The sequence below is a fragment of the Bradyrhizobium sp. SZCCHNR2028 genome, assembly GCF_032380995.1.
Classification (GTDB): domain Bacteria; phylum Pseudomonadota; class Alphaproteobacteria; order Rhizobiales; family Xanthobacteraceae; genus Bradyrhizobium.
The window spans coordinates 33,364-46,159 of record NZ_JAUHJF010000006.1 but is presented as its reverse complement, the minus strand read 5'-3'; the positions used below and the strand labels follow the sequence as shown (position 1 = coordinate 46,159).

Genomic DNA, 12,796 nt, shown 5'->3' with positions numbered 1-12,796 from the left:
TCCCCTTCGTCGTCAGCGCGAGGCGACCAGCGGCCACAGCTCATCGGCACCGCGCGCGGCGACGCGATTGCCGAGCTCCACGGCCCAGTGACTCTCGGATCCGAAATCGTCGCGCCAGGCCAGCGCGCGCAGCGAGAAGCGGTGCAGGATGTGCTCGGTGGTGAAGCCGATGGCTCCGTGGACCTGATGCGCGATCGCCGCACCCTTCTCGGCGGCCTCGGCGCAGCGGATCTTGGCCGCGGCGGCTTCGAGAAACACCGCCTCGTCGAATGCGCCGGCACGCGCGATCGCATCCGCGGCGGATGTTGCGGCCGCGCTCGCGGCGGCGCTCTCACCGGCCAGCCGTGCCAGGTTGTGCTGCACCGCCTGGAATTTGCCGATCGGCTTCTCGAAGGCGACGCGCTCACCCGCATAGTTCACGCTGATCGCGAGCAGCCGATCCAGCGCGCCGGCGATCTGCAGTCCGCGGGCGACGCCGCCCATCAACATCAGGGTGGTGGCGTCGAAGCCGGCCGGCGCCGGCCGGCATGCCAGCGGCATGATCTTGTCGAAGGTCACCGTGTCGCTGGGATCGTTGGCGAGGTTGAGGCCCGCGTCGATGCGCAGGCGCGCGGTCTCGACCAGCGCGATCGACACGCCGTCTCCGCCCTGGGCGAGCACGGCAACATGCTGCGCCGTCCTGGCGAACGGCACGCCGCGGGCACTGCCGGACAAGGTGCCGTCGGTGTGGAGCGTGATCCGGTCTCTCGGATGAGCCGGCGCGATCGTCATGGCGCCGTCGGGCGAGGCAATGCCGCCTTGTTGCAGCAGCCAGCCCGCAAGCAACGTCTCGGCCAGCGGCACCGCAATCGCAAAACGGCCGGCGGCATTGATGATCTCAAAGCCGTCGGCGAGGTCAGTGCCGGCGCCGCCGAACTCCTCGCCCACCCAGGCGAGCGGCAGGCCGGCCTCGCTCAGCGCCCGCCACAGCGGCGCCGTCCAGCGGCCGTCCTTGTCGTGATTGATCGTCTGCGGGTCGGCAAGATCGGCGAAGATCCTTTCCGCGGTCGCAACGACGATGTTCTCGGCTTCCGCCACAGCGCTCCTCGCCCTCGTTGTCGTCGGTCTCGGCGCGCCATGTCCTGCGCGCGCCGGCGATGTTTTGCCGGCATGATGAGCGCAAGCGACGGTCCTGACAAGCGTAGCCCGCTGCAGGGGCCCGTCCGCTCGCCGCATGGAGGCGAGCGATTTCCGCGCTGCGGAGATTGTGCCGATTTTGCAGATGCAGCGATGTTGGCTAAGAAGAAGCAAAGCAAACAGGGAGGTGCGGAATGGCTGAAGGTCTGTGCGCGATCGTGACGGGTTCGGCGTCCGGCCTCGGAGCCGCGACCGCGTTGCTGCTGGCGAAGGCCGGCATGCGCATCGTCGTGAACTATTCGAACAGCAAGAGTGAGGCCGAGCAGACCGCCGATCTTTGCCGCAAGGAAGGTGCCGAGGTCGTCGTCATCCAAGGCGACGTGTCGCGCGACGAGGATTGCCGCAAGATCGTCGCCGCCGCTGCGGCCTGGGGCCGGCTGGATGCGCTCGTCAACAATGCCGGCACCACCAAGCACGTACCGCACGATCAGCTCGACGGCCTTTCGGCCGAGGATTTCCAGCGCATCTTTGCGGTCAACACCATCGGCCCCTTCCAGATGGTGCGCGCCGCGCGGCCGCTGCTGGAAGCGGCGGCCAAGGCGACGGCGCGTGCGTCCGCGGTCGTCAACGTCTCGTCGGTGGCCGGCATCAGCGGCGTCGGCTCGTCGGTTGCCTACGCCGCCAGCAAGGGCGCGCTGAACACGATGACGCTGTCGCTGGCGCGCGCCCTGGCGCCTGCGATCCGCATCAACACCGTCTGCCCCGGCTATATCGATACGCCGTGGTTCACCAAGGGCCGCGGCGAGGCCGGTGCCAAGCAGGTGCGCGATGCCGTGGTGGCGCGGGTGCCGCTGCGCGCGGCTTCATCCGCCGAAGATATCGCGCAGCTCGTGGCGTTCCTGGCGAGTCCGGCATCAGGCCACATGACCGGCGAGGTCGTGCGCATGGATGCGGGGATGCATCTGTTGGGGTGAAATGGTCATGGCGAGCGGCCGTTGTGGTCGCTCGCAATGACGTGGCGTGAGGCGGTTACCGATTGAAATCGCGGATCGTGCCGCTGGCGACCAGCCTGTTCCAGATGAATAACACCACGACCGCGCCGAGGGTCGCGGTCACGTAGCCCGCGCCCTGGTCGGGGCCGTAGCGGCCGATGGCCTGCCCGATGGCGGTGGCGAGGAACGCGCCGAGGATTCCGAGCACGATGGTCAGGATGAAGCCGGAGGGATTGTTGGGACCCGGCGATAGAAGCCGCGCCAGGAAGCCGGCGACCAGCCCGACGATCAGAATGTGCAGCATGAGTGTCGTCCTTCCCGTCAGCGATCGCGGAGCGTCAGATCCGGCCCGCCAACTCGTGCTCGGTCGGCAGCCGCCCGTCCGGCGTGAGCTGATCGATCACTTTCGGCAGGTACTGGCTCAGCCCGTTCAACAGCTCCTCGCGCGACAGCCCGCTCTGCGCGGTGAGCTGATCGATCTGATCGGCGCCGAGCGCATTGGCGAGATCGCCGGGCGAGATCGGCTTGTTCTCGCCGGGGGAGACCCAGGAGTTCGCGGTGTCGCCATGGCCCTTGTCCTGGAACTGGCGCAGGAGATCGCCGAGCCCGCCCGACAGCACGCTGCCGGCCGCGCCGCCCGCCAGCAGTCCGCCCAGGCCGCCGGCGATGATGTTGCCGAGGCCGCCACTCAATCCGCCACCAAGCGCACCGCCTTGATTCCCGGTCGGCTGGGGCGGCGGGACCGGCGCAGGCGCCGCGTTCGGCTGCTGCCCATTCTGCGAGAAATGCTTCACCGCTTTCCACGCCAGCAAAGCGAGGATCGCCATCGTCATCGGCGACATGCCGCCGCTCTTCTGCGTGGTCGGATGACTCGGCCCGTTCGGGCCGTTCTGCATGCCGTTGAGGATATCGAGTAGACCCATGACCCTGCCTCCTGCGCCCCACGCCGACAAAACCTATGGGCTTGCACGCGGCGTTACAAGCCGCGTGCAGAATGGTCGCGTAGGGGGAACGTGTCGCGCGCGGCTCAGTTCCTGGCTTCGGCCCGTTTCGGCGCCTTGGCCCCGGGCGGCGCGGCCGCGGTCTGGCTCGGACCGGTGAACATCCGCTTCAGTTCGTCGAGCTTCTCGGACAGGACCGGAAAGTTGCACGAGAACGAATCGCGGCGCCAGCCGTCCTTGGCACATTGCGCCGCCTTGATGCGGGCGCGTGCCTCCACGTTCGACGTCGGCGGTGGCAATCCGCCTTGCGCGGACGAAGCCGGCGGCTTGCTCGGCCGTTGCGGCGGCGGGGCCGGCATGGCCGGCTTCGGCGGCTCGATCGCGGCCCGCGCCGTCATGTCCCGGAGCGAGGGCTGGAGGTCCTGCGTTTGCGGCCGCGACATCATCGCCGAGCTCATGTTGGCGTGGCGCTGGCGCTCGAGGTATTGCGTATACTGCTGGTCGATGAACTTCTGCTCTTCGGCCGTGGGATTGGGACCGGCAATGTCGAAGCTGCGATCCTGCATGAAGTCGTAATAGACATAGCCGCCGCCCGGCTTCCGTCTCCCGGCAAATTTAGCGTTGCACTGCGCCAGCGCCGCCGTCTTCTCCTCCTTGGAGGCCGACTTCTCGGCGGCGTCGGCGCATTCCTCGAAATCCGTCGGGGAGCGGCTCCACCACTCTGCGTGCGCGCGTGGAGGTTGCACGGCGGGCAGGCAGGTGATCGCTGCAAAGATCAGTACTGGCAGGCGGGGTGGGTACACGAACGGCAATCCTCAGCGGCTCCCCGCCTCAGATGACGGGAGATTGTCGCCATTTTGCGGCGAGGTGTGACTCCAATGCTGCGTAATTTGCGACTTTCTTCTTTATTTGCCGTGGTTCCGTGATCTGGTTGCCACAGTCGGGTCGGCATTGACGGCGGTGCCGCTCGTGAATCGCACCTTGCTGTGGCGCCGGAACGATACGCAGCACCTTTCCACCATTTTCATCCCGCCGTAGTTGACAAAACTAATCTTGACGTTGGAAAGATTGGTGTTGACGGAACCAGGCGAGCACTCCTATGAATATCTTGACAATGGAAAGATAACCTGCGCCGCGTCCGGCGCGGAGGAGGCTGCCATGAAAGTGTTCCTCACGGTCAAGCTGGCGCTGCTGCCGTTCGTCGTGTTCTGGGCGCTACTGGCCTGGCACCAGCCGGCATGGGCGATGTGGTCCGCACTGGGCCTGGCGCTGGCCGCCAACGTCTGGCGAGCCTCCCGGGGCCAGCTCGCGCCGCTGGAACTCGGAAGCCTCGCGCTGTTCGTCGTGCTGGCGATCGCCAACGACGTCGCGCCGAATTGGACGGCCGGCAATGCGCTGTGGCTGTCCTTCGCAGGGCTCGGCCTCATCAGCTTTGCTTCGCTCGCCGTCGGTCGTCCCTGGACCGCGGACTATTCCCGGTCGGCCTATGCCGACAGCGCCGCGACGCCCCAGTTCCACCTGATCAACATGATGATGACCGGGCTCTGGGGCGTCCTGTTCCTCGTGCTCGGCCTGTGCCGCTGGGCCGGCGTCGCCTCCTGGATCACGACGATGATCGTCGTCGTCGGCGCGCTGATCTCGATCTTCGGCCCGCGCTTCGCGATTCGCCAGGCCTTGCTGCGCATGCGGGCCGCGCGCGAGGAGTGCCAATGGCCGGCGCCGAGCTTCACCCAAGCGGCCGACACCGAGTGCGACGTCGCGGTGATCGGCGCGGGCATCGGCGGGCTGACGGCGGCAGCCCTGCTCGCGGAGTCCGGGCTGAAGGTGAAGGTGTTCGACCACCACGTCGTGCCCGGCGGCTTCTGCCACACTTATCTGCGCAAGGCCCACCACGACAACAAGCCGGTGCTGTATCGCTTCGATGCCGGGCCGCACGATTTCTCCGGCGTCTGGCCCGGCGGGCCGGTCGACAGCGTGCTGCGCCGGCTCGGCGTCGCCGACCGCATCCAGTGGAAGCGGGTCATTCACTCCTACCGTCTCGCCGGCCGCCGCATCGACGTGCCCGAGGACTGGCGCGCCTATGTCCGACTGCTCTGCGAGATGTTTCCGGCCAGCGCGGACGGGCTGACCCGGCTGTTCGACACCATCCATGCCATCTTCGAGAGCATGTATGCGACGGGGCAGGGCCGCAGCGGCATTCCCGGCATGCCGGCCACATTGGAGGAGATGCTGGCCTTCCCGCGCAAGCATCCGCAGGCGTACCGCTGGATGAACCGCCCGTTTGACGAGCTGGTCGCCGCCCATGTCTCCGATCCCGAGCTGATCGCCTATCTCAATGCGCTGTCGGGCTATCTCGGCGACGGCAGCGAGAAGCTGAGCTGCGCCCAGATGGTCCCGATCTTCGGCTACTACTTCAAGGGCGGCTTTTATCCGGTCGGCGGCTCCGGCCACCTCGCGGACGTGCTCGCCGAGGCGGTCACTGCCCGGGGCGGCGAGGTGCATCTGAAATCCAAGGTCGCGCGCATTCTGGTCGAGGACGGCCGTGCCGCCGGTGTCGTGCTCGGCAATGGCCGCACGGTCCGCGCGCAGGCGGTGGTCTCGAATGCCGATCTCGGCCGCACCTTGACCGAGCTGCTGAGGCCCGACGATCTGCCCGCCGTCTTTCGTGAGCGTGCCCGCAGCCTCGCGCCGGCTACGTCGTGCTTCTCGGTGCATCTCGGCCTCGACATGGTGCCCGACATCGCGCCCACCACGCATCTCGACTCGCCGATGGGGATCGGCCTCGCGGTGATGTCCAAGCTCGATCCGTCGGCTGCGCCCGACGGACATGCGACGATGACGATCATCACCCTCGTTCCTCACGAGCAGGCCAAGGGCTGGTTTCCGGGCGAGGGCGGCGACGACTGGAAGGCGTGGCGCCGCTCGCCGGACTACGAGGCGCGCAAGCAGCAGCTCGGCGATGCCATGGTCGCGGCGGCCGAGACCATCATTCCCGGCCTGTCGCAGCACATCGTCTACCGCACCGACGCCAGCCCCGTGACCTATGCGCGCTACGACCTCGCCAGCGCCGGCGCGATCTATGGCGTGGCCCGGTCGGGACGGCTGAAGGGCGCCAAGGCTCCGCTGCGCAACCTCGTCATCGCCGGCGGCGGCAATGCCGGAGCGGGGGTGGAGGCCGTGGTGATCTCGGGCGCTGAGGCGGCCGAAGCGCTCGTGCCCGGCCTGTTGGCGCGCGCATCAGAGGTCGCGTCGGATCCGCTGAAGGCACGGGCGCGGGCGGCGTGAGCGCGGCGCCTGCCGCAGCTCGGGCGTATCAAGGCGTATAGAGGTAGCGCAGCAGGGTGCGGCCGACGGTCTCCAGGCTCTGCGCCGAGCACTGCTCGATCGTATCCTGCGTGGTGTTGAAATAGGGCTCGTAGTCGAAGTCGATGACGAGGAAGCTCGGAATCCCGGCCTGCTGCAGCGCCGTGTGGTCGTCGCTGATCGGATACGCCGTGGGCTCCGGCGAGAACGCCGATGGCGCGATACGGCTGCCGATGCTCCAGAACTTCTTGAGCTCCGGCAGCGCCGAGCCGAGCGACGAGGGCTCCGGCTGCAGCTTGAGATCCTTGTCGCAGACCATGTCGAAATCGACCGCCTTCTCCGGCTTGTGCGCCGGATAATAGGTCTTCAGATTGGCCGCGAAATGCGGCGAGCCCAGCGGACGCCAGGTCGGATCGCCGGCGCCGAGCGATTTCGGCCCCTCCTCGCCGTCGAAGAAGATCATGTCGATGCCGACGTCGGGCTTCGGCGACAGCGACAGCACGCGTGCGGTCTCCAGCAGCAGCGCGACCGCCGAGGCGGAGTTGTTGGCCCCCGGCATCGGTGCGTCCGGCGATTTCGGGTCGCGATAGGCCTTGACGATGCTGTCGTAATGCGTCGCGACGATGATGCGGCGCGGGTTCTGCGCCTGGAAGCGGGCGATGATGTTGGTCAGCGGGATCGTCTTGCCGTCGTCGCCCTTGGCGGTGAAGCTCTGCGTCAGCACCGCGTCCGCCGCGCTCTTGGCCATCGCCGCCTTGATGTAGTCGATCGTTTTCTGATGTCCCGGCTCGCCCATCGAGCGCGGCGTGAATTTCAGCAGGTCCGCGATATGGGCCATCGCGCGCTGCCCGTCCCAGAGCTCGATCTGCACCTCTGCGGCGCGTGCCGCGGGGGATGCAAACAGCAATGCCGCCATTGCCACCGTAGCGGTCAGGCGAGGCCAGAACTCAGTCATCGAGAAGCTCTTCAAAATGAAAATCAGGACGTCTTCTTGCCGAACGGAATGAACAGGATGCCGGCGCAGACAGCCAGCGCCACCGCGAAATAATAGGTGATCGCGCGCGAGCCGATCGTCGGGATCAGCGCGAAGGTCGTGACCAGCGTGCCGACGACGTTGCCGATGGTCGAGACGCCGTAGACCAATCCGGCGACGCGGCCGGCCTCGTCGGCCGAGCGCGTCAACAGGCTGACGGCGATCGGGGAGAAGGTGCCGAGCAGGGTCAGCGGCACCAGCAGCAGCGCGGTCGAGGCCATCAGCGTGGCCGCCGGACCGTCGCCGACCGTGTCGAGGATGTCGGCCATGACGATGTCGGCCGTCGCCGGCACGAGCGCCATGTAGGCGGCGGCGATCAGGATCATGGTGCCGATGGTGCGCGTCGTCGGCTGCCGGTCGACGATGGCGCTGCCGGCGAAATAGCCGATCGCGAGCGCGCACAGCACCGTCGAGATCAGGCTGGCCCAGGCGCCGATGCCGCTGCCGAAATACGGGTTGAGATAGCGGCTGCCGAGCATCTCGAAGCCCATCAGCACGCAGCCGACCAGGAACGAGCAGAGATAGATCGCCAGCAGGCCCGAGCGTGACACCGGCGCGCTCACGGCAGCTTCCTGTTGTGGCGCTCGATGCTCTTCAGCGCCTCGACCGGCGCGAAGTCGTCTGTCAGCACCTTGGCGTTCGCATCGATCACCTGGCCGCCGTCGATGTCGATGCGCTTGCGCTGCGCCAGCATCTCGGCAAGCTTGTAGCGGAAGCCGAACTCCTTGTCGCGCTCCTGCGCGATGGCGGCGAGATCCTCGGGCTTCCGCTCGTCGCCGAGATAGCCGACCATGACGATGTTGCCGCCGGCCTCGTAGAAGTCGACCTGCGGGAACACGCTGTGAATGGTCTTGACCGCGGCGTCGAACAGCATCGTCGACGGCTCGACGTTCTGCGCCACCACGCCGCCCTCGGCGAGATGGTCCTTGACGAGCTGGTAGAACTCCTTGGTCAGCAGATGGAACGGCACGAACGGGCCGCGATAGGCATCGATCAGGATGATGTCGTAGCGCTCCTTGGATTCCTGCACGAACAGCCGGCCGTCGCGGTTGGCGACGTGGAAGTTCGGCTCCTCCTTGATGCCGAAATATTTCTTGGCGAGCTCCAGCACGGTCGGATCGAGCTCGACCGAGGTCACCTGCACCTTGGGCAGGGAGCGGTGCAGGTACCAGGCGGTGCGGCCGCCGCCGAAGCCGATCTCCAGGATCGAGCGGACGTCCTTGGCATACATCACGCTCGCGGTCATGAAGCGGGTATAGTCGACCGGCAGATCGAGCTCGTCGCGGGTGTTGTAGACGCTCTCGGTATAGATGCGCCGGTTGTGACCGAAGGTCATGCTGCGGTAGGGCGCCTGCTCGTAGACATAGATGTTGTTGTAGAGCGACTCCTTGGACTCCAGCAGATGGCGGGTATCCTGCGCGCTTGCGGCGGCGACGGAGAGCAGAGCTGCGAGCGCGCCTGAAATGACCGATCGGATGAGCATCGACTTGTCTGTTTCCCTCGGCTGAAATGGGCAGGCGGCTGGCCCGGCCGCGTGACGCGCTCAGGCACGACCAATACGGCGATCCCAAGGCCGGGGTCCGGATCGGCGCCGTTCTCTTAGACCATCGGCTGCCTTCCGGATAGTCAAACCACCCCTCCCTACGGGCCTGTGATCGGTAGGCGCCCCGCCTCAACCGGGATCACGCGGCCGCGTTCCCGCCGTCTTCCCCTCACAGGACCCGAGCGTCGTTGTGCCACGGCCGGCCGTCCGGTTCAGGCGACGACCGGAGAGGCTTCCGGTCGGTGGCCGGGTCTGCTATGGAGGCGGCGAAGCAGGTGCACTTCGGTGCAGGCTCCGGTCCCGTAGCTCAGCTGGATAGAGCGGCGGTTTCCTAAACCGTAGGTCGCATGTTCGAGTCATGCCGGGATCGCCAACTGCCGCAGCCTTGCGCGCGCAGACCTCTCCAGATCAAGCCCGGCGCACGCGTGATCCGGCCCGTTCGGGAATCGGGTGGAGCGGTTCGCTGCCATCGAGGAACTTCTCCGGGTGAGACGGCGGCCTGAGCCCCGTCCGTGCGGCGCGCAATCGCCGCCGAGATGCATCACCCTGGAGAGCTTTCCATGCACACGACCATCGAGCCGGGCATCCTTTATTTTGGGACGCCGGTCGTCCTCATCAGCACGGTCAATGAGGACGGCGGCTTCAACCTCGCGCCGATGTCGTCGGCGTTCTGGCTCGGCTGGCGCTGCATGCTGGGCCTCGCCGCCGGATCGAAGACGCCGCAGAACATGCGCCGCACCGGCGAGTGCGTGCTGAACCTGCCGTCGGTCGATCTCGTCGCCGCCGTCGATCGCCTGGCGCAGACCACGGGATCGGACCCGGTGCCGGCGATGAAGCAGCGCAAGGGCTATCGCCACCTGTCCGACAAGTTCGCCGCCGCCGGGCTGACCGCAACGGCGTCGGAGACCGTTGCGGCTCCGCGCGTCGCCGAATGCGCGGTCCAGCTCGAAGCGCGCATCGAGTCGGTGCATGGCATCGCCGACGACGACGCGATCCTGAGGGGGCACATCCAGTGCTTCGAGGTGCGGGTGCAGCGGGTCCATGTCGACGAGGCCATCCTGATGGACGGCACGCGTGACCGCATCGACCCGGACAAATGGCGGCCGCTGATCATGAGCTTCCAGCAGTTCTATGGCCTGGGCGCGCGCCTTCACGAGTCGCGACTGGGCACCATTCCGGAGGCGGCCTATCGCACGCCCGACGTCGAGCGCGCCCGCAAGGCGGCCGTGCGGATGGAGGTGGCGGCAGGCTGAGCCGGCTCGGCCCCGAGTCTCGCCTGGAATCGCGCTGCCACACGTTCAACTCTGCATCCGAGTGCGAGAGGTTGAGGACATCATGGGGGCTGTTGCCGTCGAGCGGCTGCTGATCGAGGCGGCTGATCACTACAATGCCGGGCGTGCCGGTTCGGCCAAGGCCCTGTGCAGCGACATCCTCCAGGCGGTGCCGGATCATCTGCCGGCGCTGCATCTGTCCGCGATCCTCGCCTTCGCCGATGGCCGCATGGCAGACGGCGCGGAGCTGCTGGCGTGCGTGTTCGCACGCGATCCCAACCATGCGCCGGCCTATGTGACGCTCGGCGACGCGCTGGCGGTGAAAGGTGAGCGCGACGGCGCTGCCGACGCCTTTGCGCGCGCCGCAGCGTTGAGGCCGCACGATGCCGCCATCCACAGCAAGCTCGGCAGCGCGCTGCTGGAGCTCGCCCGCTTTTCCGAGGCCGAAGCCGCCTATCGCCACGCGCTGGCGCTTGATCCGGCGCTGTTGCGCGCGCGCTGGAATCTCGCGCTCGCCTTCAACCGGCAGGGGCGGCTTGCCGAGGCGGAAGCGGCCTATCGCGCGCTGCTCGAGCGCGATCCGTCCTTTCCCGGCACATGGCGGGCGCTGGCCCATGTGCTCGCCGACCAGGCCAGATACGACGAGGCCGTGCCCGCTTATCTGCATGCGCTGGCGGCGCAGCCGGCCGATGCTGGCCTCCACCTCGCCCTCGGCGACGTGCTCTACAAGCAGCGCGCCTACGCTGACGCCGCGATCCATTACGGCCGCGCCGGCGATCTTGCGCCGGGCGATGCCAAGGCCGCGCGATTGCTGGGGCACGCGCTGCACGAGGCCGGCCGCCCGGCCGAGGCCGTCGAGGCCTATCGCCGCGCCGCGGCGCTCGATCCCACCGATGTGGTCGTGCTCAGCAATCTCGCCGCCTGCCTGTGCGGGACAGGCCAGCTCGATGCGGCGATTGCCGCCTGCGAGCACGCGCTGGCGCTGCAGCCCGATCACGCCCCGGCGCATACCAACCTCGGCATCATCCATGAGCTGCGCGGCGAGATCGATGATGCCGTCGCGGCGCATCGCCGCGCCGTCGCCGCCGATCCGGCCTATGCCAAGGGCTACGCCAATCTCGCGGTGGCGCTGCGTAATGCCGGCGACATCGACGCCGCGCTGGCGGCCTCGCATCACGCGATTTCGCTCGCGCCCGACAACGCGCTCGCGCGCTACAATCACGCGCATTTCCTGCTGATGTGCGGCGACCTCGTGAACGGCTTTGCCGAGCATCGCTGGGGCCGCGACTGTCCTGATCTCTCCGCGGGCATGCCGCGCTTCGGCGCGCCGGAATGGCAGGGTGAGCCGCTTGAGGGACGCACGTTGCTGCTGTTCGCCGAATACGGCATCGGTGATGCGCTGCAATTCGTGCGCTATATGGATCGCGTCAAGACGATGGGCGGCAATATCGTGCTGCAGGTGCAACCGGCGATCGCGCCGCTGCTGCGCTGTCTGGAGGGCGTGACGGTGGTGCCGCGCGGCGCGCCGCTGCCGCCATTCGACCTGCAGGCGCCGCTGATGGATCTGCCGCGCATCTTCGGCACCACGCTGGAGACGATCCCGGCCGAGGTGCCTTATCTTGCGGCCGATCCGATCAAGGTGGCCGCGTGGCGCAACGTGCTCGGGCGCGCGCCGTCGTTGAAAGTCGGCGTGGTCTGGGCCGGCAATCCCAGGCACAAGGGCGACCGCCAGCGCTCGCTCACCGCGCAGGCGGTGCTGCCGCGGCTGGTGATGCCGGGCGTGCAGCTCTATTCCTTGCAGAAGGAGCCGCGGCCGGACGATGCGCTAGGGCTCGCCGAGCTTGGCACCGACGTCATTGATCTCGCGCCGCTGCTGAGCGACTTCGCCGAGACCGCGGCCGCCGTTGCCGCGCTCGACCTCGTCATCTCCGTCGACACGTCGGTGGCGCATCTCGCCGGCGCGCTCGGCCGCCCGGTCTGGGTGCTCTTGCCCTATGCGCTCGACTGGCGCTGGCTGCGCGACCGCGCCGTCACCCCGTGGTATCCGACCATGCGGCTGTTCAGGCAGGGGCAGCCGATGGCGTGGGATGGCGTGCTGGCGCGGACGGCCGGGGAGCTTGCGCGGCTGGCGGCAGGTGAGCGCGGGCCGTTGTTGCCCGGGCAGGTATGAGGCGGTGAGCGACGTCGAAGGCTTACAGGGCCTGACGCTTATCGCATGGCCATGCGTGCGGGACCGGTCTGATCCGAGCGCGTGGACGGAAACGACAATCGCCACAAGCTGAAGAGCATCGGGAGTTGGAAAACGAAGCTGATCGCCGCAGCGCCCGCCAGCACCTCGAAACGTTGCGCCTCGATCAGACCCTTGGCGCTGGGGACGACGTGGACCAGGCCGTCGGCGACGTAGACAAGCGCAACGATCCGCCAGATGTTGGCGGAGAGCCAGCCCATCCCGAAGGCGTGATCGAAAAGCGCGATCAATCCGCCGAGCGCGAGCGTCGAGCTCACCATGTGAGACGGCGTATCGTAGAAGCCGGGCTCCAAGGCGGCCTGAACGAACCAGAGTCCGTAAACCACCGCGATGATCTTCAGCAACATCA

At 67.6% G+C, this 12,796-nt stretch carries 12 protein-coding genes and 1 tRNA gene; 5 read left to right on the top strand and 8 right to left on the bottom strand.

Annotated elements, in window-relative coordinates:
- Positions 1-12: 12 nt before the first annotated feature.
- Entirely contained in the window at positions 13-1,077 is a 1,065-nt protein-coding gene (locus tag QX121_RS12230; RefSeq protein WP_315812048.1) for an acyl-CoA dehydrogenase family protein, read from the bottom strand.
- 233 nt (positions 1,078-1,310) lie between these two features.
- On the opposite strand from QX121_RS12230, the gene QX121_RS12225 reads away from it, so the two are divergent.
- Positions 1,311-2,090 carry an SDR family oxidoreductase gene (locus QX121_RS12225; RefSeq protein ID WP_315812047.1) on the top strand — a complete coding sequence of 260 codons (780 nt, stop codon included), beginning with the start codon at positions 1,311-1,313 and terminating at the stop codon, positions 2,088-2,090.
- 55 nt (positions 2,091-2,145) lie between these two features.
- On the opposite strand, the gene QX121_RS12220 is transcribed toward QX121_RS12225, so the two are convergent.
- The 3 genes from QX121_RS12220 to QX121_RS12210 form a co-directional block, all read right to left on the bottom strand.
- Positions 2,146-2,412 carry a GlsB/YeaQ/YmgE family stress response membrane protein gene (locus tag QX121_RS12220; RefSeq protein WP_315735131.1) on the bottom strand — a complete coding sequence of 89 codons (267 nt, stop codon included), beginning with the start codon at positions 2,410-2,412 and terminating at the stop codon, positions 2,146-2,148.
- A 34-nt stretch (positions 2,413-2,446) separates the two neighbouring features.
- Positions 2,447-3,031 carry a YidB family protein gene (locus tag QX121_RS12215; protein WP_315783266.1) on the bottom strand — a complete coding sequence of 195 codons (585 nt, stop codon included), beginning with the start codon at positions 3,029-3,031 and terminating at the stop codon, positions 2,447-2,449.
- A 104-nt stretch (positions 3,032-3,135) separates the two neighbouring features.
- Complete coding sequence (locus QX121_RS12210; RefSeq protein WP_315735127.1) at positions 3,136-3,852, bottom strand: hypothetical protein; 717 nt, start codon at positions 3,850-3,852, stop codon at positions 3,136-3,138.
- Positions 3,853-4,207: 355 nt separating this feature from the next.
- On the opposite strand from QX121_RS12210, the gene QX121_RS12205 reads away from it, so the two are divergent.
- On the top strand, positions 4,208-6,334 hold the full coding sequence (locus QX121_RS12205; protein ID WP_315812046.1) for an FAD-dependent oxidoreductase: 2,127 nt from the start codon (positions 4,208-4,210) through the stop codon (positions 6,332-6,334).
- Positions 6,335-6,362: 28 nt separating this feature from the next.
- Here QX121_RS12205 and QX121_RS12200 read toward each other — a convergent pair whose 3' ends face one another.
- The 3 genes from QX121_RS12200 to QX121_RS12190 are packed head-to-tail and all read right to left on the bottom strand — an operon-like array spanning position 6,363 to position 8,868.
- Positions 6,363-7,307: a M28 family peptidase gene (locus QX121_RS12200; protein ID WP_315812045.1), complete on the bottom strand. Its 945-nt coding sequence runs from the start codon at positions 7,305-7,307 to the stop codon at positions 6,363-6,365.
- 23 nt (positions 7,308-7,330) lie between these two features.
- Positions 7,331-7,948 (bottom strand): fused MFS/spermidine synthase, encoded by a 618-nt coding sequence (locus QX121_RS12195; RefSeq protein ID WP_315735121.1) that lies wholly within the window; start codon positions 7,946-7,948, stop codon positions 7,331-7,333.
- Complete coding sequence (locus QX121_RS12190; RefSeq protein ID WP_315756937.1) at positions 7,945-8,868, bottom strand: fused MFS/spermidine synthase; 924 nt, start codon at positions 8,866-8,868, stop codon at positions 7,945-7,947. Before QX121_RS12190 ends, QX121_RS12195 begins: the two co-directional genes overlap by 4 nt.
- A gap of 356 nt (positions 8,869-9,224) precedes the next feature.
- On the opposite strand from QX121_RS12190, the gene QX121_RS12185 reads away from it, so the two are divergent.
- The 3 genes from QX121_RS12185 to QX121_RS12175 all read left to right on the top strand — a co-directional run bounded on the left by QX121_RS12185 (position 9,225) and on the right by QX121_RS12175 (position 12,369).
- Positions 9,225-9,301: transfer RNA gene (locus QX121_RS12185), tRNA-Arg, on the top strand.
- Positions 9,302-9,488: 187 nt separating this feature from the next.
- Positions 9,489-10,181, top strand: coding sequence for a flavin reductase family protein (locus tag QX121_RS12180; protein ID WP_315812044.1), 693 nt, complete (start codon positions 9,489-9,491; stop codon positions 10,179-10,181).
- 82 nt (positions 10,182-10,263) lie between these two features.
- Positions 10,264-12,369: a tetratricopeptide repeat protein gene (locus QX121_RS12175; protein WP_315812043.1), complete on the top strand. Its 2,106-nt coding sequence runs from the start codon at positions 10,264-10,266 to the stop codon at positions 12,367-12,369.
- Between the two features lie 38 nt (positions 12,370-12,407).
- Here QX121_RS12175 and QX121_RS12170 read toward each other — a convergent pair whose 3' ends face one another.
- Positions 12,408-12,791 carry a hypothetical protein gene (locus tag QX121_RS12170; protein WP_315812042.1) on the bottom strand — a complete coding sequence of 128 codons (384 nt, stop codon included), beginning with the start codon at positions 12,789-12,791 and terminating at the stop codon, positions 12,408-12,410.
- Positions 12,792-12,796: the final 5 nt, after the last annotated feature.

Excerpts from the sequence above, each read along its gene's own strand:
- QX121_RS12200 (WP_315812045.1), bottom strand. The coding sequence starts at position 7,307 with ATGACTGAGTTCTGGCCTCGCCTGACCGCTACGGTGGCAATGGCGGCA.
- QX121_RS12180 (WP_315812044.1), top strand. The coding sequence starts at position 9,489 with ATGCACACGACCATCGAGCCGGGCATCCTTTATTTTGGGACGCCGGTC.
- QX121_RS12220 (WP_315735131.1), bottom strand. The coding sequence starts at position 2,412 with ATGCTGCACATTCTGATCGTCGGGCTGGTCGCCGGCTTCCTGGCGCGG.
- QX121_RS12225 (WP_315812047.1), top strand. The coding sequence starts at position 1,311 with ATGGCTGAAGGTCTGTGCGCGATCGTGACGGGTTCGGCGTCCGGCCTC.
- QX121_RS12175 (WP_315812043.1), top strand. The coding sequence starts at position 10,264 with ATGGGGGCTGTTGCCGTCGAGCGGCTGCTGATCGAGGCGGCTGATCAC.
- QX121_RS12190 (WP_315756937.1), bottom strand. The coding sequence starts at position 8,868 with ATGCTCATCCGATCGGTCATTTCAGGCGCGCTCGCAGCTCTGCTCTCC.
- QX121_RS12205 (WP_315812046.1), top strand. The coding sequence starts at position 4,208 with ATGAAAGTGTTCCTCACGGTCAAGCTGGCGCTGCTGCCGTTCGTCGTG.
- QX121_RS12215 (WP_315783266.1), bottom strand. The coding sequence starts at position 3,031 with ATGGGTCTACTCGATATCCTCAACGGCATGCAGAACGGCCCGAACGGG.